Here is a 20,938-nt window from a genome sequence, read left to right on the forward strand (position 1 = left end):
CCTGCTGGCCTGTCGTTCCACGGTCGCCAGCGGCGGTCATGCCAGCCGTACCCGGGGGTCGATCACGCCGTACAGGACGTCGACGATGAGGTTCGCGAGCACGATGAAGAACGCCGCGAACATGGTCACGCCGAGGATCACGGGCAGGTCACTCGTGCTGATCGCGAGGACCGCGTCCTTGCCGAGCCCGTTGAGGTTGAACACCGTCTCGGTGAGCACCGCGCCGCCGAGCAGCGCGCCGAGGTCGAGGCCGAAAACCGTGGTGATCGGGGTGAGCGTGGAGCGCAGGGCGTGCTTGCCGATGACCGTACGTTCCCGCAGGCCCTTGGCCCTCGCCGTACGGATGTAGTCCTCGCTGAGGGTCTCCAGCATCGTCGCCCTGGTCAACCGGGCGTACGTCGCGGCGAACAGGAACGCCAGCGTGATCCACGGAAGGATCAGCCCCTGCGCCCAGGTCAGCGGGTTCTGGAGGAACGGTGAGTACCCAGGACTCGGTAGCCAATTCAGGGTGTAGACGAAGATCGACGCCGACAGCAGGCCGGTGAAGTAGATCGGCAGCGACACCCCGGCCAGCGCGCCGGTCATCACTGCCCGGTCTATCGCGCGGCCCTTACGTAACGCGGATATGATGCCGGCCCCGACTCCCAGGATGAGCCAGATGACCGCGGCACCGACCGCCAGTGACGCGGTGACCGGCAGGTCGCTGAGCATCCGCTGCCACACGTTGAACTGGTTCTTGAACGAGTATCCGAAGCAGGGAGCCGGGCAGTGGGTCTTGTCCGGGCCGTCGTCGTAGTCCCGACCCACGACAAGCCCCTTGACGAACAGTCCGTACTGCTCGATGACCGGCTTGTCCAGGCCCATCTTCTTGCGGGCGCCCTCGATCGCGACCTTGTCGGTCTGCTTGCCGGTGTACAGCAACGCCGGGTCGGTACCGGTGAGCTTGGGCACCATGAAGAAGATGCCGAACGTGACGAGCGTGACCACCAGAAGGGTGATCACCCCGGCGATCAGTCGCCTAATGATGTACCTGAACACGACGCTCGGCCCACCGGCGGCCGGCGACCCCCGCGAGATGCGGAAGCCGTCGGCCGCCGAACGGCCTTCACCTGCCCTTCAAGCTCCGGTTACTGGCGAATCTCACTTACCGTCGCTAACACCGAGAGCCTGGAAGTCGATCATGCCCCACGCCTGATTGACGAAGACATTGGTCAACCTCGGGTTGCGGTAGTTGAGCGCCGCGTCGTACGTGAAGGGCAGGTAGTACGCACCCTCCATGACGATGTGGTTCATCTGGTTGTAGAGGGCGGCCGCCTTGGTCGGGTCGGTCTCCAGGGCGGTCTGCTGGAACAGCGACTGGATCTGCGGGTCCTTGATCTCCGGCAAGTTGTAGTTGCCGTTCTTCAGGATGAAGGTCTGGTCGATCAGCGGCTGGAGGTAGCCGGTGCCCGACGGCCAGTCGGCACCCCAACCGGCGATCATGATCCCGTAGCCGTTCTTCTTCACGTTGTCCGGCGCACCGATGACGGTGGAGAGCAGCTTGCCGTCGTACTGGTAGATGTTGGCCTTGATGCCAACCGCCGCCAGCGACTGCTGCAGCGCCTCGGCCGACTTGATTTCCTTGTCCTTGTTGTTGCGGACGGCGATCGTGGTGCTGAAGCCGTTCGGCTTGCCGCACTTCTGCAGCTCTTCCTTCGCCTTGTCGAGCTGCGGCTTGCCCTGCACGATGTTGTACGGGTCGTACTTGGTGTCCGAGCCCAGAATGTTCGGCGGGAGCATGTTCGGCGCGATCGGGCCACCACCGATCGGACCACCGCGGGCGGTCTGCAACGCGGTGTGGTCGGCGGCGTACATGACGGCCTTACGGCAGTCGATGTTGTCGAACGGTGCCACCGTGGTGGCGAACGCCGCGTACCGGATGAAGCCGTTCGGCGGAGCGTCCGTGTTCGCCTTCAGCGACGGGTTCTGCAGAACCTTGATCTGCGCGGCCGACTGCACACCGGTCTGGCCGACGTCGATGTCCGCGGTGCCAGCGATCAGGCGGCTGTCCAGGTCGTCAGCGTTCGACGTGATGGTCAGGTTGATCTTGTCGGGCAGCGCCTTGCGGATCGGGTCGGTCGACGGGTCCCAGTTCGGGTTGCGCACCCACACCGTGCTCTTGCCCGGCTCGTACGACTGGAACATGTATGGACCCGAGGAGGCCGGCTTCAGCGCGTACTTGGCGCCGGTGTCTCGAGCCTGCGGCACCGGACCGGCGCCGGGCATCGCGAGCAGGTACGGGAAGTCCGCGTACGGCGCCTTGAGGTGGAAGATGATGGTCGAGTCGTCGGGGGTCTCGATGCTCTTGAGCCCCGCCGGGTCCTTGTCCTTGTACGGGCCGGGGTAGTTCTGCCCCTCGTCCAGCTGGCCCATCAGGTAGATCGGGCCGCCGGGCAGGACGTCCTGCGCGAAGATGCGCTCGATGCCGTACTTGATGTCCTTGGACGTGATCGCCGTACCGTCGTCGAACTTGATCCCGCTACGCAGGTGGAACGTGTAGGTCTTGCCGCCGTCGGTGATGTCGGGCATCGCCGAGGCCAGGTCGGGCGCGAGCTTGAGGCCCGCGGTACCCGGCTGCGCCGGGTAGGTGACCAGGGTACGGGTATACAACTGGTTGAGGTCCCAGACGAACGCGTAGTACCCGATGGCCGGGTCCCACGAGTCGGCGTCCTGCGAACTCCACATCTGCAGGGTGCCGCCCTTCTTCGTCGAAGGGTTCACCACCTTGCCGACCGCCGCGTTGAAGCCGGCACCAGTGTTGGAGTTGGTGGTCGTCGTTGCCTTGTTGCCGCCACAGGCGGCCAGTAACGCCATAGCGAGCACGGCAGCTCCGGCCGCTATCGCCCTTCTCTTCACTGTCACTGGATCCCTTCCTCCTCCTTGTGCCACCGGCGAACCGGTGGCGCGGAACCTTCGGGTGCGTTGCTGCGATCCGGCGCGCGCACGCTCAATGCGCCCTGGGGTCGAGCGCGTCGCGCAGCCCGTCGCCGAAGAGGTTGAAAGCCATGACGGTGACGAAGATGGCAACGCCTGGAACGATCATGTAAGTCGGATCGGGTTGGTAGTAATTGACCGCGTCCGACATGAGCCGGCCCCACGAGGGTGTTGGAGACTTGACTCCGGCGCCCAGGAAGCTGAGCGCAGCCTCGTTCAGGATGTTCGTCGGGATGATCAGCGTGGTGTACACCAAAATCGGCGCCACCAGGTTCGGCAGCAACTCCCGGAACAGGATGTAGCCACCACGCGCGCCCAGGCTCCGGCTCGCCTCGACGAACTCACGTTCCCGCAGGGACAGGGCCTGCCCGCGGACGATGCGGCCGATGTACGGCCACCCGAAGAAACCGATGACCACCACGAGGACGGCCATGCGAAGGAAGGTGCCGCCGAATCCCCACAACGACTGCGGCAACACGGAGACCAGTGCGATCGCGAACAACAACTGCGGGAAGGCGAGCAGCAGGTCCATGACCCGGCTGATCGCGGCGTCCACCCAACCGCCGAAGTAGCCGGCCGCGACGCCGAGCACCGAGCCGATCAGCACCGCGACGAGCGCGGCGAGGAACGCGACGGTCAGTGACACCCGCGCCCCGTAGACGATCTGGCTGAACATGTCGCGGCCGGTGACGGGCTGGACCCCGAAGAGGTAGCTCCCGCTGATCCCGCCGAAGCGGCCCTTGGGCAGACCACCCAGGTTGGGATCGAGCAGGTCGTCGTGAAAGTCGTTCGGCGGATGAGCGACCAGTTTGACCAGGACCGGCGCGAAGATGGCGACGAGGATGAGAACGATGACGATAATTCCGCCGGCCATCGCGATCCGGTCCCGTTTCAAACGGTTCCACGCGATGCGGCCGAGCGAGCGGCCTTCGATCGCCCGAACCTCGGACTCGACGGGTAGCTCGTCGGCGACAAGGGTCGATCCAGCGGCAGCAGGCGGTTCCGGTCCCATCACCATGTGCGGTCTTGCCTTTCTCCGGCCGCCGCACGGCGCCGGAGCGAGGCCGGGCATCGCTGAACCGGCCTGACCGGGTCCCGTGGCAGTTGGCAACCGATGGGTTGTCTTCCGCGTGGACTCCCCGCACCCCGTTAATGAGTTGTGGTCACCAACGGAGACGCGATATCAACGGTGATGGCTTCACCGTCGGTGGAGAGAAACCTTCGTCTCCGAAGACCACGGCCGTCAAGGTCCGGACGACCCCGTAATCAAGTTCAGGCCACCCCGTGATGGAGATGTGACCTGGCTCGCAACATTGATGAAATCTTCTTGTGGGCCTGGGGGTTCAGATCGCCCGACGGCCCTCGAAAGCCCTTCCAAGGGTGATTTCGTCCGCGTACTCGAGGTCGCCACCGACCGGCAGACCGCTCGCCAGCCTGGTCACCGCGAGCCCCATCGGCTTCACCAGCAGGGCGAGGTAGGTGGCCGTCGCCTCGCCCTCGGTGTTCGGGTCGGTCGCCAGGATCAGTTCCTTGACCGAGCCGTCGGCGAGCCGGGCCATCAGCTCGCGAATCTTGAGGTGATCCGGGCCGATGCCCTCGAGCGGGTTGATGGCGCCGCCCAACACGTGGTACCGGCCACGGAACTCGCCCGTGCGCTCGACCGCGACGACGTCCTTCGGCTCCTCGACGACGCACAGCACGTCGTCGTGCCGGCGCGGGTCGCGGCAGATCCGGCACTGCTCCGCCTCGGCGACATTGAAGCAGGTGGTGCAGAACCGGACCTGCTCCTTGACCCGTTGCAGGGCAACGGCCAGCCGTTTCACGTCGGTCGGGTCGGCCGACAGGATGTGGAACGCGATGCGCTGGGCACTCTTTGGTCCGACGCCAGGCAGCCGGCCGAGCTCGTCGATCAGGTCCTGAATGGCGCCTTCATACATGGCGGAACCGTCAGAACCCGGGCAGGCCCAGGCCGCCGCCCATGCCACCGAGGCCGGCGGTGAGCGGGCCCATCTTCTGCTCGGTCAGCTCCCGTACCGCCTCGGAGGCGTTGTGCAGCGCGGCGAGCACCAGGTCTTCCAGGGTCTCCACGTCGTCCGGGTCGACAGCCTTGGGGTCGATCTTCACGGCGGACACCTCGCCGGTGCCCTTGATGGTGACCGTGACCAGTCCACCCCCGGCGGTGCCGGTCAGCTCGGCGTCGGCCAGCTCGGCCTGCGCGTCGGCCATCTGCTGCTGCATCTTCTGCGCCTGCTTCATCAGCTGCTGCAGGTTGGGCTGTCCACCGGGGCGCACGGGAGTCTCCTGTCGTTGGTTCCTCAGCTGGCCAAGCCTAGCCCTCGGACCCGGCCCGGGCAGTCCGGACCGTCCACTTCGGGCGCGGGGTCAACGGGCGTCGACCTCGCCGATCTTCTCCGCCCCCAGAGTCTGCCGCAGCAGCGCCAGCGCCTGCTGCTCGCTGGACTGGCGGGCGGTCTGCTCGTCGATGACGTCGTCGAGCGGTTCGTCACCGGGGTCGAACCCCTCGTGTGTCTGGGCGTCGCGGACCGGCGGGTCGTAGTCGGGATCGTACGGCGGCTCGTCCGGCGCGCCGTCCCAGCCGGAGTCGGCCGGCGCGGCGGCGCCCCGCGTGTCCTGGGCGCCACGCTTGGCGGCGCCGGACCGGCCGTTTGCGGCGCGCCCGGCGGCAGCCGCCCGGGCAGCCGAACGGGGGTCGCCGGAGTCGGCCGCGGTGCGCGAACCCGTTCCGCCCCGTCCGCTCGCGCGGGTCGGCGCACCGTCGGCCTTGCGCTCGCCGCCGTTGTTCCGGTTGGAGCTCCCGGCCTGGCCACTCTGGCCACCGGCCGGACTCCGCCCGCCGGCGCCATCGGCCGCGCCGGGTCCACTGGCTGAGCCGGTTCCATTGGCTGAGCCGGGTCCACCGGCTGAGTCGGGTCCACCGGCCGCGCTTGGTTTCCCGGCTGCACCCTGCTCCCCGGCGGCACCTGGTCGACCGGCGCTCCTGCCGGCACCCGGCTCGTCGGCGCTCGGCCCGTCGGCAGCGCCCATCGCACCGGCCGGGGTCGGCTCGCCGGCAGTGCCCGACGCGCCGGCGGCGCTCTGGCCGCCGGGCTGCACGATCGTCGGCCAGTCGGACTCCGCGTCGGCGGCCGGCGGGCTGCTCGGTCGCGCACTCGCCGAAGCCTCGGCGGACGCGCCGGCCGGCCGGTTCGCGGCCTGGCGGGGGGCCGGTGCGGGCCGGGCGGCGGCCGAGGCTGACGCCGAGCGGACCGGACCGTCGGCCACCTCGCAGCGCACCTGCCACTTACCGCCCAGCACCTCGTAGACCGCCTCGACGACCAGCGACGGGTCGGCGCCCAGTGCGGTCGCGTGGAAGCTGTGCTTGAAGACGAGGACCAGAACGTCGCCCTCGACGTCGCGTACCGTCGCCTCGCGCGCCCAAGCCGCCACCTTCTTACTCTTGCGGCCCACCAGGACGAGCACCTCGTCCCAGACCCGGCGCACCCCGGCGGCGTCGATGACGCCCGGAGCCGACCGGGACACCGGAGCGGCGTCCACGATCACCGCCGGCGCGGCCAGCGGCGGTGCCGCGGCAGGCGCCGCCGCCACCGGAGCGGCGGGCGCGGTCGGCGTGGCGACCGGAGCGGTCACAACGCCGGCGGCCCCGGCGGGTGGGGCAGGCGGCGCCGCAGACGGCATGCCCATGGCGGGTGCGGCGGGTGCGGACTCGACTGCCGGGTCGGGCGGCGCGGAAGCCGCGGTGCTCGGGGTGGTCGCGACCGGAACCCCGGCAACGGACACTCCGGCAATCGGTGTCCCGGCGACCGGCACGCCAGCCACCGGTATTCCGGCGACGGGCACCGCGGCGACCGGTGCCGTCCAGGCCGCCGCCGCGTCACCGCTGGCGGTGAGCCGGCGCTCCATCCGTTCCAGCCGTTGAAGCAGCGCGCCGGTGGAGTCGTCGGCACCGGGCAGCAGCATCCGGGCGCAGACCAGTTCGAGCAACAGCCGCGGCGCCGTCGTGCCGCGCATCTCGGTCAGCCCGTTGTGCACGATGTCGGCCATCCGGGACAGCGTCGCCTGGCCGAACCGCTCGGCCTGCGCCACCATCCGGGCCAGGTCGTCGTCCGGCGCGTCGATCAGTCCCTTGGCCGCCGCGTCGGGCACCTGCTGCAGGACGATCAGGTCGCGCAGGCGTTCCAGCAGGTCGGACGCGAACCGGCGGGGATCGTGCCCGGCGTCGACCACCCGGTCGATCGTCGCGTATGCCGCCGCCCCGTCGCCCGCGGCCAAGGCGTCGCACATCTCGTCGATCAGCGCGACGTCGGTGACCCCGAGCAGCGCCACCGCACCGGTGTAGCTGACCCCGTCAGAGCCGGCGCCCGCGATCAGCTGGTCGAGCACCGACAGCGAGTCACGCGCCGAGCCCCCACCCGCGCGGACCACCAGCGGGAACACCGCCGGCTCGACCCGGACGCCCTCGGACTCGCACAACTGCTCCAGATAGGGCCGCAGCACGCCGGGCGGGATCAGCCGGAACGGGTAGTGGTGGGTGCGCGACTTGATGGTGCCGAGGACCTTCTCCGGCTCGGTGGTCGCGAACACGAACTTGACGTAGTCCGGCGGCTCTTCGACGAGCTTGAGCAGTGCATTGAACCCGGCAGACGAGACCATGTGGGCCTCATCAATGACATAGACCTTGAACCGGCTGGAAACGGGCGCGAAGATCGCTCGCTCGCGCAGGTCTCGGGCGTCGTCGACACCACCGTGCGACGCGGCGTCGATCTCGATCACGTCGATCGAGCCTGGGCCGTCGGGCGCCAGAGCCACGCAGGAGTCGCACTCGCCGCACGGCTCGGGAGTGGGACCACGCTCACAGTTGAGCGACCGGGCGAGGATCCTGGCGCTGCTGGTCTTGCCGCAGCCGCGCGGGCCGGAGAAGAGATAGGCATGGTTGAGCCGGCCGCTACGCAGCGCCTGCATCAACGGTTCGGTGACGTGCTCCTGGCCTATGACCTCGGCAAACGTGCGCGGCCGGTACTTGCGATAGAGCGCCAGTGCCACGAGTACAAGCTACCCCTCGGGTGTGACGAAAAGGGCCCCCCGTGCACCCGTCAGAGCCCGCTTATCCTTGCTGCCTTCCGGCCCTGGGGAGGTTCACGAGGTGTACGCCGCACGAGGGGCTTGGACAAGAATACCCGGTGCGCGGACGGCGACGGTGACCGGTATCCTTCTCGGCGGAGGATTCGCCTAGAGGCCTAGGGCGCACGCTTGGAAAGCGTGTTGGGAGCAATCCCTCACGAGTTCGAATCTCGTATCCTCCGCCGCTGTGACCAGCCAGAACGCCGGGCCGGACCCCTGAGGGACCGACCCGGCGTCGATCTTCGCGGCGGTTGCCGGCCCATGTGAGACTGCGGTCGTGGCCGCTTTGGACGTGTCCCTCCGCCCCATCACGCGCGACGACCTGCCCCGGATCGCCGGATGGCTGACCGAGCCCCACGTCGCCGCCTGGTGGCAGACGTCCAGCGACCTCACCGACGTCGAGGCCGAGTACCTGCCGTGCATCACCGGCGACGATCCGACCGAGGTCTTCGCGATCGAGATCGAGGGTCGGCCGATCGGGCTCATCCAGCGTTATCTGATCGGCGATGACGCCGGCTGGGCGCGGGCGATGGCGGCGGCCGGGGTGCGGGCGGACCGGTCGGCCGGGATCGACTACTTCGTGGGCGATCCGGCGCTGGTCGGCAAGGGGATCGGGTCGGCCGTCATCGCGTCGTTCACGGACCAGACCTTTTCGCGGTACCCGACGGCCGACGCCGTGGCGGTCGCCGTACAGCAGGCGAACCGGGCGTCGTGGCGGGCACTGGAGCGGGCCGGGTACGTCCGGCTGTGGGCGGGTCAACTGGACTCCGACGACCCGTCCGACGCCGGGCCTGCCTACGTGTACGCGAAGAGCCGCCCGGCGGCGGCCTGAACGGCGTCAGCGGTCGCCCTCGGCTCCCCTCAGGCGCCGGGTGCCCAGCGGCGGGTCAAGCTCCACGGCAGAGATCGCGCGCACCATGATCAACGTGCGGAACCCGCCCGGTGGCGGGGTGCGGTAGACGGTGAGCGTCACGTCCGACGGAGTCTCCGCGATCCGTACGCCTTTGACGGAGCCGGGGGCCGCGGCCACGCTGATGACGATCCGGCGCCCGCCGTCCTCGACACGGACGAGACTCCACGGTACGGGCATCAAGCGCTCAGTCTGACCGGCCGACAGTACGGGCAGGGTGCCGCTAGGTGCCCCAGGTACCTCGTCTGCTTCTGCCATGCATCAGTCCACGTCGAGGTCTTGGGCTAGCACGGCCAACTCGTCGGCGGCCTCCCGCCGACGGGCGTCGTCCTGGTGCTTATAGGCCAGGAGCGAGCCCGCCTGGATGCGTCGATGGGTACCGACCTTGCGGTATTCGATCTCATCGGCGTCGAGCAGGCCGATGAGGTACGGCCTGGATACGTTCAGCAGATCAGCGGCCTGCTGGGTGGTCAGCTCCGCGTGCGCGGGGACGGCGGACACCCCGTGTCCGCTGGCCATGTGCGCCAGAACCCGGGCCAACAGTTCCATGGCCTCCCTCGGCACGATCAGCCACTCCCGGCGTCGTCGACGAAGCGGATCGTCGCTTTCCCCTGCCCGGGGATGACACACGTCACACTACCGCCACAGTCCGCCGTGAACGCACTAGGACGGGCAGCCCGGGAAGCATGGGTGGTCCAGACTCCGTCGTTGGCCGCAGACTATTAGCATCTGCCAGCAGAAGCGCGACGAACATGGCGAACCACGCGGGCGACTTACTCTGGCATACGCGCCCGAGTCGAACTCCTCTCAATGAGCGCACGAGCGCCAAGCAGTAAGACAGCCGCAGACACTGATCAAGGTTCGGCACATTGGGCGACTTAGGCGGGAAGAACGTGCTCTGTCCATGTCAAACTCAGCACTGATGACCGCGCTTGCTGCATGCCCGATCGATGGATAGTGGCCTCACCAATCTCGACGAACCCGAGCATCTGTTCGGCGGAGTCGATTAAATGATCGTCGATCAATACGGAGCGCATGGCGTATGCGCTCTCGCTTCACCCATGCCAGCAAAGTCGGTAACCTAAATTTCGTGGATCTCCTTCCGATCTTGGTTGCAGTTGCCGGCACTGTGCCCGCAGTCGCAAGCGCCGCTTTAGCCGCAGTGAAGCTGTGGGCGGCTCGGCACGTGCGACAAGTCGCGATCACGGTCAAGTCCGGAGACTCGAAGGTCGAGGTCGCATTAAGCTCCTTATCAGCGGCGGACACCGACAAGATCATAGAGCTTCTCGCGGCCAATAGAGATGAAGCGCCGGCGTCTCGCAAAGACTCCCCTGGTACAGCCCTCCCGCAGCAGGCGCAGAGCACGCGGGAGGCAGCAAAATGAGCGGTGCTTCCGGAGCCAAGAGAGACAAAGACCGCTCCGCCGGCTCGACTTTCTCTAAGGCTGCTGGCCTTAGCGGCGGAACAGGACTTGCCGTCTTTGCACATTCCCTGACTCCGGAACATGCGACCGTCAGCGCCGCCCTTCTCTATGTCTCCCCCACAGTTACCTTTGTGCTTGGGGCGGTGCTCCTGTATGTCAATGGGAAGGCCGATCGACTTCTGAAGAAACGAGCGCTAAGCGAGCTTCGCAAGGATGTGACAGAAAGGCTCAACAGCCCATTCGTTTCATCCGAGGATAAAGCAGTTCTTAGCAAGAGCCTGGGAGAACTCGAGGTGGAGTTCACCAAGGATCTATTCTCGCGAGTCGGCATCACTATCGGCGTACCGGGAGCGGGCAGCGAAAGGCGAGAAGCGGAGCGAGCAGGACGGGCCACTACCGGCAGTTCGGCTCGAAGAGTTTATGTAGATCCTCAGGGTAATGAACTCAGCCAAAAGGCACAGCCGAAGGAGTAGTTCCACGAGCGGGCGCATCCCACGCTACCGAACCAAGAACGAGATCGGCTCGGGGCCGCAGGACCGCGACCGGGTGTAAACGGCCAGCTCGTTGGGCGGCATCCCTAGATCAAGTTTTTCTGACCAATTCCTCTCCTGCGGCGGCTGCAGCCGACAACTGAGGCGGGACGGCAGGCGAAAGCCAAACGCCCGACCGGAACGTCGCTGCCCGGTCGGGCGTTTGGCCTGGTAGAGCGGTGGCGCGGGGATTCGAACCCCGGGAGGGCGTAAACCCTCACACGCTTTCGAGGCGTGCTCCTTAGGCCACTCGGACACGCCACCGCCGAGAAGGGTACCGGACGCAACCCCCCGGTGTCCCCGCGGTATCGGGCCGGCGCCTGGCAGGATCATGGGCATGAGTACCCACATCGGCGCCAAGCCCGGCGAGATCGCGCCCCGTGTCCTGCTCCCCGGCGATCCGCTGCGCGCGAAATGGATCGCCGAGACGTACCTCGAGGACGCCAAGTGCTACTCGAACGTGCGCAACATGTTCGGCTTCACCGGCACGTACCACGGCGTGTCCGTGTCCGTACAGGGCTCGGGGATGGGCATGCCCTCGGCGTCCATCTACTACCACGAGCTGCTCTCCGACTACGGTGCCCGGGTTCTGATCCGGGTCGGCAGTTGCGGGGCGCTCACCGAGGAGCTGCAGTTGCGCGACGTCGTCGCGGCCAGCGCCTCGTCCACCGACTCGGCGATGAACCGGGTTCGGTTCGACGGTCTCATCGACTACGCCCCGGTGGCCAGCTTCGAGCTGCTGCGCAAGGCCGTGGACGTGGCCGCCGACAAGGAACTGCCGATGCACGTCGGCCAGGTGTTCGCCGCGGACGCGTTCTACACCGACCGCCCGGACCTGTTCGACCGACTGGCCGCGTACGGCGTACTCGCGGTGGAGATGGAGTCGGCGGCGCTGTACACGCTGGCGGCGCGGTTCCGGGCCCGGGCGCTCACCCTGCTGACGGTCAGCGACCACATCAAAACCGGTGCGAGCACCAGCTCCCACGAGCGGGAGCAGACGTTCGCGCACATGGTCGAGGTCGCGCTCGACACCGTGGTCGCCGACGCCTGAGCCCGCAGTCGCCTGATCCGGCGGACACCAGAAATGGTGACCGCCGGGTCGCAGCTCTCGGGGGTGGGTTGGAGCGGCGACCCGGCGGGGTCAGCGGTGCCGGCGCGGATTCGAGCCGGCGGGCCGGGCATCATCCGGGCGATGCGTCATCCGGTCGATGATCCCGGGTTCGGCTGGCCGGTCGGGCGCAGCGGCTCGCAGGTCTTGACGGCGGCGGCGATCGCCGGATCGGCGGTGTTGAGGCGGCCGACCGGGCCCGACGACGGGACGGCGCCGTGCTCGCGGAGGCAGTTCAGGTATGCGGCGTTGGCGCCGTTGTCGCCGCCCCGGAACCCGCCGCGCCCGCCGGCACCGAAGCTGGGTTCGACGCTCGCGCACGCCTGCTGGGCCGCCTCCCAGGTGGCCTGGGAGACGCCGGTCGGCGGCTGGCCGCCGTTGCCGAAGATGCCGCCGAAGCCGCCACCGAATCCACCTCCGGCGCCGTTCCCGCCGCGGGGGAAGCCGGACCGGGCGCCGGACGGGCGGACGGTGGGCCGGGCCGTCGGCCTACCGGAGCGGTTGAAGCCAGACGGGAACCCGCTCGGCCGGCCGCTGGGCAGGGTGATGTGCACGCCGTGCTGGTTCAGGCAGCTGATGTACGCCTGCAGCTGCTGCTGTCCTCCGCTCGGTGCGCCGCCGGGCGTGGCGCCGCTCGCCGGCTTGGATCCGCCGCCACAACCGGCCAGTCCCGCCGCCAGCAGGGCCCCGGTCGTCGCCAATCCCAGTACCAGGCCGGTCATTCGCGTCCGGTACCTCACCGTGGCCTCCCATCACCGGTCCGCCCGAGTGGCCATGCTCACGCGGGGCGAGGTCATGCAACCGGCCGCGCCTCGATAGGGCGTCACACGTACCTCGAAAACAGCTCGGAATCTCCAGCCGGCCGCTTTGAGGTAGCTCCAAGGCGGCACTGAGCGAATCGCGACAACGAGCGGCAAGACTCCCGCGATATGAGGCTCGGACTGGGTGCCGTGCGGTTGCCGCGTACACGGGTGGCGCGTTGGACCACGGCGGGCGTGGCGGTGGTGGCGGCGGCAGCGGTCATCGCGGTGGTCATGGCCGGTGGACAGAGCGCCAGCCCGAAGGCCGCGGCCAGCACGATGTCGACGGTACGGCGCGGCACGGTGTCGCTGACCGCGTCGGCGGCCGGCACGATACAGGCGGTGGCGACCCGTGGCCTCAGCTTCGCGGTCAGCGGCACGGTCAGCGAGGTCGACGTGCGCCCGGGCCAATCGGTGACGGCCGGCCAGGTGCTGGCCCGCATCGACAATGCCGACGCGCAGACCGCGGTCGACTCGGCTCAGGACGCCGTCGACTCGGCCCAGAACGCGCTCGACACGGCGGAGCAGACGCCCACACCGTCGACCGGCGGGTGCATGGTCGCGGCCGCGTACCGGCCGGGGTCGGCCGGCGAACCGACCTCCTCCTCGCCGTCACCGAGCCCGACCAGCTCGCCCTCGCCGACCAAGTCGCCGAGCCCGCCGTCCGGCGGCCACCCGTCGACCTCCCCGACGGCGCACCCGACCGCGACCGGTACCCGCACGCAGCCCCAGTCCGGCCAGCCGGGACGCGGAGCCGGTACCGGAACCGGAACCGGGGGCGCCCCGGGGGCCGGCAACGGTAGGGGCGGCTGCGGGTCGGCCGGTGGTTCGGGCGGCTCCGGCGGCTCCGGCGGGCGGGGCGGCTCCACCGACAGCGTGTTCTCCGCCCAGCAACAGCTCAACAACGCGCGGCTGGCGCTGACACAGGCGCAGGCGAAGCTGACGGGTACGGTCATCACGGCGCCGGTCGCCGGCAAGGTGCTCTCGGTCGCCGGTACGGTCGGCGGCTCGGAAGCTCCCGGCAGCACCCCGTTCATCTCCCTCGGCGGGGTGAACGACACCGAGGTCACCGCACAGTTCACCGAGGCCGACGTGGCGCACCTCGCGATCGGCCAGCCGGCCGCGATCACGCTTCCGGACCGGGCCGGCCAGAAGTACACCGGGAAGGTCTCCCAGGTCTCCCCGGCCGGTACCACGTCCGGCCGGCTGGTCCGCTACGCCGTGCTGATCGCGTTCGACCAGGTGCCGGCTGACCTGCTGTACGGGCAGAGCGCCGACGTCGCGGTCACCACCCAGTCGGTGGACAACGTGCTGTTCGTGTCCTCGTCGGCGGTCACCGGCATCGTGAACGACACCGGTACCGTGACGGTCCGGGAAAACGGGCACGACCAGCAACGGAACGTCCACATCGGACTCCGTGGCGACCAGTACACGGAAATCCAGTCGGGACTGTCCCAGGGCGACTCCGTGGTCGTCGGCGGCCGGTGAGCCACCGTGGCCGCAACCCGGATCCTGGTCGTCGATGACGAACCGAACGTCTGTGAGCTGGTCGCCGCCACGCTGCGGCTGAGCGGCTACCAGGTGCGGATGGCGCACTCCGGGGAAGAGGCGCTGCGCGCGGCCGGGGAGTTCCTACCCCACCTGGTGGTACTGGACCTGGTCCTGCCGGACCTGCACGGGTACGAGGTGGCCCAGCGGTTGCGCGCCGGCGGGCGCACGCCGGTGCTGTTTATGACCGCGCGGGCCTGGACGGCCGAGCGCTCCGGCGGCCTGACCATCGGTGGCGACGACTGCGTGACCAAGCCGTTCAGCCTGGAGGATCTCGTGCTGCGCGTCGGCTCGGTGTTGCGGCGCAACGGCATCGGTACCGAGGGCCTGCTGCACTACGCCGATCTGGAGCTGGACGATGACGCTCGCGAGGTACGCCGGGCGGGCCGGCCCATCGACCTGTCGCCGACCGAGTTCAACCTGCTGCGGTACCTGCTGACCAACGCCGGTCGGGTGGTCAGCAAGGCGCAGATCCTGGATCGGGTGTGGAGCTACGACTTCGGTGGCGACGGCCGGATCGTGGAGTCCTATGTGTACTACCTGCGCCGGAAGATCGACCGAGCCGGGCCGGCGCTGATCCATACCGTGCGCGGCGTCGGGTACGCGCTGCGCCTGCCGCCCGCCGACAGGGCGTGAAGATGCTGCGCCGGGCCGGACGGCTGCGGTCGTCGGCGCGGCGTGTCCGGCCGTGGCGCGAATGGACGCTCCGGACCCGGATGGTGGTGGCGATCGCCACGCTCGCCGCGATCGGCATCGTGGTCACCGACGTGGCCGGGATGCTGTTGCTGCGCGGCCAGCTCATCCACCGGATCGACGCCCAGCTGCAGGGCGAGCAGCGGCTGCTGTCCCGCAATGGCCTCAACCGCAACGCCGTCCCGCCGGCACGGCGGGGGCCGTTCGGACCGGATGCACGGTTCCTCGGGTACCACGCCGACGGAACGCCGGTCGCGAAACCGTCGGCGGACGATCCCGACCTCGGCGGGTTCACGGCACTGAAGGCCCATGCCGGTACGGATCCCTACACCGTCAACTCGTGGCGGGTGATGGTGACGTACCTTCCGGACACCGCGTTCGGCCCCGGGTACCTGGTCAGTGCGGTCTCCCTCGCCGACGTGCAGAGCACCGAAGACGAGTTGCTGCTCATCGACGTACCGGTCAGCGCCCTAGTGCTGGTGCTGATCGGGTTCGCCGCGGCGACCGTGGTGCGCATCGGGCTGCGCCCGCTGACCCGGATGGAACAGACCGCCGCCGAGATCGCGGCCGGGAACCTGCACCACGTGGCGCTGGAACCGGACCGCCCCGGCGGCGCCCGGCTGTCGCGAGTGGACGATGCCGACCCGCACACCGAGTCCGGGCGCCTGGGCACCGCGCTGAACGGGATGCTCGGCCAGATCGAAAGCGCCCTGGCCGCCCGTACCGCGTCCGAACAGCGGCTGAGACAGTTCCTCGCGGACGCCTCCCACGAGCTGCGTACCCCGCTGACGTCCATCCAGGGTTTCGCCGAGCTGTACCGGCGCGGAGGCGCCCCGCCCGGCCCGGCGCTTGACGAGGCCATGGGCCGGATCGAGTCCGAGGTGAGCCGGATGCGGCTGCTGGTCGGCGATCTGCTGCTGCTGGCCCGGGTTGACGAGGAGCGGCCGCTGGAGCAGCACCCGGTGGATCTGCTGGAGGTGGCGGCCGACGCGGTACGCGACGCGCATGTGCGGGTACCCACCAGGTTCGTCGGGCTGGGCGCGTTGGACGACTCGTACGACACCTTTGAGCCGGTGACCGTCCTCGGCGACGAGCCGCGGCTGCGGCAGGTCGTGACGAACCTGGTCGCGAACGCCCTCGCGCACACGCCGGACGACGCGCGCGTCGAGGTACGGGTGGGCCGTCCACTGTCCCAGCTGGACGCTTCCGACTGGTCTGGCTCGGCGCGTCTGACGCCGCGCCACGACCCAGACCAGTCGTCCGACCCGCCGGTCGCGGCGGTCGGCGCGGCCCTGCCGCCCGGGGAGCCGGTCGCCGCGCTGGAAGTCGTGGACACCGGCCCGGGCATGTCGCCGGAGGATGCCCGACGCGCCTTTGAACGGCTCTACCGCGCGGATCCGAGCCGGGTCCGCCACCAACCCGGGGCGCACGGCGGCGCCGGCCTCGGCCTGTCGATCGTGGCCGCGATCGTGCAGGCTCACGGCGGGCGGGTGGAGCTGTGGACGGCGCCGGGTGAGGGGGCGAGGTTCCGGGTGCTGCTGCCCGCCCAGCCGGACCCGGACGACGAGCCGATCGCCGAAGACGATCCGGCCACCGGAGCTGAGCCAATCACCGAAGCTGAGCCGATCGCCGGAGCTGAGCCCGGCCCAGGCGACGAGCCGGCCCCGGGGGACGAGACGGTCGCGGCGGAGGCCGAACCCGGGGCGAGCCCCGAACTCCAAGGCAGTTCCGAGCAAATCTGAGGTCAGTTCCCAGCGCTCACGTTCACGATATCGGCCATGCGTGTGTGGCGTCGTCCGACACTGTGGGTCAATGCCGGGCTGGGCGTGCTCGCCATTGCCGGTGCCCTGTGGGCATACCAGACCATAGCGGTCTCCCCATCCTCCGCCAACAGCCGCGGCTCCGGCAGCGCCCATGCCACGGTCGACACCGGACCGGTCACCGCGACCGTGTCCGCCTCCGGCACCGTACAGAGCGCGAACACGGCCGGGGCGGATTTCATCACCGCCGGTACGGTCACCGAGGTCGACGTCAAGGTCGGCGACACCGTGACCAAGGGCCAGCAACTGGCCAAGGTGGATCCGAGCGCGGCTCAGGAGACGTTGAACACCGCGAAAGCCAACCTCCAGGCGGCGAAGGATTCGCTGTCCCGGGCGGAATCGTCGACGACCTCCGACGCGGCCACCATCTCGTCGGCCAATGCGCAGGTCGCCTCGGCACAGGCAACCGTGGACGCCGATCAGCGGGCGGTCAACGGCACGGTACTCACCGCGCCGATCGCCGGTACCGTGATCGCCGTCAATGGCTCTGTGGGTAACCCGTCCGGCTCCGGCTCCTCCGCGACCTCCTCCGGCGGAGGATCCGGAGCCGGTGGGAGCGGCGGCGGTAACGGGGGCAACGGCGGTGGCGGTGGGGCCGGCGGATCCTCCTCGTCCTCCTCGTCCTCCTCCTCGTCGAGCAGCAGCTCGTCGGGCTTCGTGCAGATCGCCGACCTGACCAAGATGCAGGTATCGGCGAGCTTCGCCGAGGCGGACGCCGCGAAGCTGAAGGTCGACCAGACCGCGAACATCACCTGGAGCGCCCTGTCCGGCGCCCGGGCCACCGGGAAGGTGGCAACCATCTCGCCGACCGCGACCTCCTCGAGCGGGGTCAACTCGTACGCGGTGACGGTCAGCATGGACACAGTGCCGGACGGGGCGCGCATCGGCCAGACCACCACGGTCCAGGTCACCACTGCCGAGGCGGACAACGTTCTGCGGGTACCGCTGGCGGCGGTGCGCAGTGCCGGCGGGGTGCACACGGTGCAGGTGGTGTCCGGGACCGGTACCAGCACGGTACGGATCCAGGTCGGCGTCACCGGCGACTCGTTCTACGAAGTGACGTCCGGGCTCACTCAGGGACAGACGGTCGAGTTGACGCCGGCGACCGGTACCGGCACGGCCGGCGGCACGGGTGCCGGCCGGTTCGGTGGCGCCGGCGGGTTCGGCGGGGCCGGCGGTCTGGGTGGCGCCGGCGGCTTCGGTGGCGGTGGCGCGGGCGGGTTCCGCGGCGGCGCGGGCGGCGGCAGGGCCGGCGGATGAGGCTCGGCAGGCGGATGAGCGCGAACCGACCGGCGGACGCGGGCCGGCAAATGAACCCCGACAGGCAGGGCGGCCACACCGTGACGGGCAACCGCCCCGTACCCGAGCAGTCCGGACTCGAGCGACCGGTGCTCGACGTACGGAACCTGATCAAGACGTACGGCGCCGGAGAGACCGCGGTACACGCCCTGCGCGGCGTGTCGCTGACCGTGCAGCGCGGCGACTACGTCGCCATCATGGGCTCCTCCGGTTCCGGCAAGTCGACCCTGATGAACATCCTCGGCTGTCTGGACATCCCGACCTCGGGCCGGTACCTGCTCGACGGGGTGGACGTGAGCCGGCTGTCGGATCGGCAGCTCGCCCTGGTACGCAACCGGAGGATCGGCTTCGTGTTCCAGTCGTTCAACCTGATCCCACGCACCAGCGCGCTGTCTAATGTGGAGTTACCCCTCGCGTACGCCGGACTGAAGTCCGCCGAGCGGCGGCGCCGGGCCCGCGCGGCCCTGGCGCTGGTCGGCCTGGCCGATCGGGAGAACCACGAACCCAACCAGCTCTCCGGCGGCCAGCAACAACGGGTCGCGGTGGCCCGCGCTCTGGTGACGGCACCGGCGCTGGTGCTCGCCGACGAACCGACCGGAAACCTGGACACCCAGTCGACCGCGGACGTGCTCGGCGTACTGGACCGGCTGAACCGCTCCGGTCGCACGATCGTGCTGATCACCCACGAGCCGGACGTCGCGGAGCACGCGCGCCGGCTGATCCGGTTGGTGGACGGGCGGATCGTCCAGGACGCCCGGCAGGCGCCGCTGCCGCAACCCCGACACCTGGCACAGGCGGTGGATGCGTGAATCTATTCGAGACCATCCGGTTCGCCATCCGCGGTGTCACCGCGAACAAGCTGCGTTCCGGGCTGACCGTGCTGGGCATGCTGATCGGCGTGGCCGCGGTCATCCTGCTGGTCGCGGTCGGCAACGGTTCGGCCAAGCAGGTGCAGGACCGCATCTCGCAACTGGGCAGCAGCACGCTGACCATCAGCGGCGGCGGCCGGAGCACCGGCGCGACCACTCAGGACTTCTCGCTGACCAGCAGCCTGGTACCGGCGCTGAGCGACCACGGCACCGCTCCGCACGTCAAGAGCGTGTCGCCGGTCGTCACCACGTCCGAGGACACCGCGTACGAGGGCACCAGCCACACCGTTCCGCAGTTCATCGGCACGTACCCGTCGTACCTGTCGGCGGAGAACTACAGCGTCGCCAAGGGATCCGGGTTCACCCAGCAGGACGTGGACGAGGCCCGCAAGGTCGTCCTGATCGGCTCCACCACCGCCGACGACCTGTTCGGTACGGTCAGCCCGATCGACCAGCAGGTGACCGTCAACGGCACGCTGTTCACCGTCATCGGCGTGCTGGGCAACAAGGACGGCACCGGTTTCACCGACCCGAACGATGTCGCGCTCGCGCCGCTGACCGCGGTGGAGGAGTCGTTGACCGGGTATGGTCCGCTCAACCAGATCATCGTGCAGGCGACCAGTTCGGACTCGGTGGACGCGGCGCAGACCGAAGTCACCGCCATCCTCAACGACAAGCTGCACGTGACCGACACCGCCAACGAACCTTTCCGGGTACTCAACGCGGCCCAGTTGCTGTCCACCCAGGCGGACACCGCGCAGACGTTCACCGTCCTGCTCGGTGCGGTCGCCGGCATCTCCCTGCTGGTCGGCGGCATCGGCATCACGAACATCATGATGGTCACGGTCACCGAACGGACCCGGGAGATCGGTATCCGCAAGGCACTCGGTGCGCCCCGCCGTACGGTACTGGCCCAGTTCCTGGTCGAGGCCACGGTGTTGAGCGTGATCGGTGGCCTGCTCGGAGTCGCCGCCGCGCTGATCGGCAGCCAGTTCACCATCGTCGGGGTCAAACCCGTCGTGGTACCGGCCTCCATCCTGCTGGCCGTGGGGGTGTCTGTCGTGATTGGACTGTTCTTCGGCAGCTACCCGGCAAGCCGGGCGGCGGCTCTGCGACCCATCGAGGCGCTTCGCTATGAATAGGGATGCACGATGAACCCGTACGCACGGCACGCAGACGATACTGCTGAGCTGGACCCGATCGGCGCCACGACGGCAGGGCTCGCGACGGATGCGCCGGACACGCCGGCCGGATCCGGGGCGGAATTGGCGCACGACGTCGACCTGAGCCAGGATCCGTTCGCAGACGACCTGTCCGAACAGTTGGAAGCGGTCGCGCCGCGGCGCTGGACCAGCCGTACCACCGTGGCGCTGGCCGGCCTCGTCCTGCTCGTCGCGGGCTTCGTGGGCGGCGCGCAGGTGGAGAAGCACTGGGGTACCCCGAACGGCGGGACGGGCCGGCCGGCCGCGTTCCCCAGCGGCAACCCGTTCGCGGCCGGAGGCTTCGGCGGCCGCTTCGGCGGGACCGGTGGCGCGGGCGGAGCCGGTGGCGGCACGGCGCGTGGCGGCCAGAACAGCGGCGGGCAGAGCAGCGGGGGCCAGGGCGGCGCCACCAACGGCACGGTGAAGCTGGTGGACGGCGACACGGTCTACATCACCACGCCGCAGGGGCAGACGGTCATCGTGAAGACCACCGGCTCCACCGCGGTGACCGTCCCGCAGGCCGGCTCGCTCAAAGATCTGGCGCCCGGCACTTCGGTCACCATTCAGGGGCAGACCGGCAGCGACGGGTCGGTCAACGCGACATCGATCACCAAGACCAAGTAG

19 protein-coding genes, 2 tRNA genes and 1 other RNA gene are annotated in these 20,938 nt (G+C 69.3%); 11 read left to right on the forward strand and 11 right to left on the reverse strand.

Annotation, left to right across the window (positions count from 1 at the left end; genetic code table 11):
- Positions 1–36: 36 nt before the first annotated feature.
- The 7 genes from Raf01_RS31810 to ffs all read right to left on the reverse strand — a co-directional run bounded on the left by Raf01_RS31810 (position 37) and on the right by ffs (position 8,157).
- A complete protein-coding gene (locus Raf01_RS31810) occupies positions 37–1,038 on the reverse strand; it encodes an ABC transporter permease (RefSeq protein WP_203921761.1) in 1,002 nt (333 codons plus the stop codon).
- Positions 1,039–1,140: 102 nt separating this feature from the next.
- Positions 1,141–2,901, reverse strand: coding sequence for an ABC transporter substrate-binding protein (locus tag Raf01_RS31815; protein WP_203921762.1), 1,761 nt, complete (start codon positions 2,899–2,901; stop codon positions 1,141–1,143).
- Between the two features lie 85 nt (positions 2,902–2,986).
- Complete coding sequence (locus Raf01_RS31820; protein ID WP_373319628.1) at positions 2,987–4,045, reverse strand: ABC transporter permease; 1,059 nt, start codon at positions 4,043–4,045, stop codon at positions 2,987–2,989.
- A 271-nt stretch (positions 4,046–4,316) separates the two neighbouring features.
- Positions 4,317–4,910: a recombination mediator RecR gene (gene recR, locus Raf01_RS31825; RefSeq protein WP_203921763.1), complete on the reverse strand. Its 594-nt coding sequence runs from the start codon at positions 4,908–4,910 to the stop codon at positions 4,317–4,319.
- A gap of 10 nt (positions 4,911–4,920) precedes the next feature.
- Positions 4,921–5,241 carry a YbaB/EbfC family nucleoid-associated protein gene (locus Raf01_RS31830; protein WP_239134098.1) on the reverse strand — a complete coding sequence of 107 codons (321 nt, stop codon included), beginning with the start codon at positions 5,239–5,241 and terminating at the stop codon, positions 4,921–4,923.
- A 114-nt stretch (positions 5,242–5,355) separates the two neighbouring features.
- Positions 5,356–8,034 (reverse strand): DNA polymerase III subunit gamma and tau, encoded by a 2,679-nt coding sequence (locus tag Raf01_RS31835; RefSeq protein ID WP_203921765.1) that lies wholly within the window; start codon positions 8,032–8,034, stop codon positions 5,356–5,358.
- A gap of 28 nt (positions 8,035–8,062) precedes the next feature.
- Positions 8,063–8,157, reverse strand: an RNA gene (ffs, locus tag Raf01_RS31840) — signal recognition particle sRNA small type.
- Positions 8,158–8,209: 52 nt separating this feature from the next.
- Between ffs and Raf01_RS31845 the strand changes: the two genes are divergently transcribed.
- Together Raf01_RS31845 and Raf01_RS31850 are read left to right on the forward strand one after the other, a co-directional pair.
- A tRNA-Ser gene (locus tag Raf01_RS31845) sits at positions 8,210–8,294 on the forward strand.
- A 95-nt stretch (positions 8,295–8,389) separates the two neighbouring features.
- Positions 8,390–8,944 (forward strand): GNAT family N-acetyltransferase, encoded by a 555-nt coding sequence (locus Raf01_RS31850; protein WP_203921766.1) that lies wholly within the window; start codon positions 8,390–8,392, stop codon positions 8,942–8,944.
- Between the two features lie 6 nt (positions 8,945–8,950).
- On the opposite strand, the gene Raf01_RS31855 is transcribed toward Raf01_RS31850, so the two are convergent.
- The gene (locus Raf01_RS31855; RefSeq protein WP_203921767.1) at positions 8,951–9,202 is read right to left on the reverse strand and encodes a hypothetical protein; all 252 of its coding nucleotides are present in this window, start codon (positions 9,200–9,202) and stop codon (positions 8,951–8,953) included.
- 81 nt (positions 9,203–9,283) lie between these two features.
- Positions 9,284–9,571 (reverse strand): excisionase family DNA-binding protein, encoded by a 288-nt coding sequence (locus Raf01_RS31860; protein WP_203921768.1) that lies wholly within the window; start codon positions 9,569–9,571, stop codon positions 9,284–9,286.
- A gap of 831 nt (positions 9,572–10,402) precedes the next feature.
- On the opposite strand from Raf01_RS31860, the gene Raf01_RS31865 reads away from it, so the two are divergent.
- The gene (locus Raf01_RS31865) at positions 10,403–10,918 is read left to right on the forward strand and encodes a hypothetical protein (RefSeq protein WP_203921769.1); all 516 of its coding nucleotides are present in this window, start codon (positions 10,403–10,405) and stop codon (positions 10,916–10,918) included.
- 234 nt (positions 10,919–11,152) lie between these two features.
- Here Raf01_RS31865 and Raf01_RS31870 read toward each other — a convergent pair.
- Positions 11,153–11,239 (reverse strand) — tRNA-Ser (locus Raf01_RS31870).
- Positions 11,240–11,312: 73 nt separating this feature from the next.
- On the opposite strand from Raf01_RS31870, the gene deoD reads away from it, so the two are divergent.
- On the forward strand, positions 11,313–12,026 hold the full coding sequence (deoD, locus tag Raf01_RS31875; protein WP_203921770.1) for a purine-nucleoside phosphorylase: 714 nt from the start codon (positions 11,313–11,315) through the stop codon (positions 12,024–12,026).
- A 146-nt stretch (positions 12,027–12,172) separates the two neighbouring features.
- On the opposite strand, the gene Raf01_RS31880 is transcribed toward deoD, so the two are convergent.
- Positions 12,173–12,823: a hypothetical protein gene (locus Raf01_RS31880; RefSeq protein ID WP_203921771.1), complete on the reverse strand. Its 651-nt coding sequence runs from the start codon at positions 12,821–12,823 to the stop codon at positions 12,173–12,175.
- 189 nt (positions 12,824–13,012) lie between these two features.
- Here Raf01_RS31880 and Raf01_RS31885 point away from each other — a divergent pair, with 189 nt between their 5' ends.
- The 7 genes from Raf01_RS31885 (at position 13,013) to Raf01_RS31915 (ending at position 20,938) form a co-directional block, all read left to right on the forward strand.
- Entirely contained in the window at positions 13,013–14,371 is a 1,359-nt protein-coding gene (locus Raf01_RS31885) for an efflux RND transporter periplasmic adaptor subunit (RefSeq protein WP_203921772.1), read from the forward strand.
- Positions 14,372–14,377: 6 nt separating this feature from the next.
- Entirely contained in the window at positions 14,378–15,067 is a 690-nt protein-coding gene (locus Raf01_RS31890; RefSeq protein ID WP_239134091.1) for a response regulator transcription factor, read from the forward strand.
- An 80-nt stretch (positions 15,068–15,147) separates the two neighbouring features.
- Positions 15,148–16,866 carry a sensor histidine kinase gene (locus tag Raf01_RS31895; protein ID WP_203921773.1) on the forward strand — a complete coding sequence of 573 codons (1,719 nt, stop codon included), beginning with the start codon at positions 15,148–15,150 and terminating at the stop codon, positions 16,864–16,866.
- A 36-nt stretch (positions 16,867–16,902) separates the two neighbouring features.
- Positions 16,903–18,204, forward strand: a complete 1,302-nt coding sequence (locus tag Raf01_RS31900; protein WP_203921774.1) for an efflux RND transporter periplasmic adaptor subunit — start codon at positions 16,903–16,905, stop codon at positions 18,202–18,204.
- A 14-nt stretch (positions 18,205–18,218) separates the two neighbouring features.
- On the forward strand, positions 18,219–19,052 hold the full coding sequence (locus Raf01_RS31905; protein WP_239134092.1) for an ABC transporter ATP-binding protein: 834 nt from the start codon (positions 18,219–18,221) through the stop codon (positions 19,050–19,052).
- Entirely contained in the window at positions 19,049–20,254 is a 1,206-nt protein-coding gene (locus Raf01_RS31910; RefSeq protein WP_203921775.1) for an ABC transporter permease, read from the forward strand. The genes Raf01_RS31905 and Raf01_RS31910 overlap by 4 nt, the downstream gene beginning before the upstream one ends.
- 9 nt (positions 20,255–20,263) lie before the next feature.
- Positions 20,264–20,938, forward strand: a complete 675-nt coding sequence (locus Raf01_RS31915) for a hypothetical protein (RefSeq protein WP_239134093.1) — start codon at positions 20,264–20,266, stop codon at positions 20,936–20,938.

Source organism: Rugosimonospora africana, from assembly GCF_016862975.1.
In the GTDB taxonomy this organism is placed as follows: Bacteria; Actinomycetota; Actinomycetes; order Mycobacteriales; family Micromonosporaceae; genus Rugosimonospora; species Rugosimonospora africana.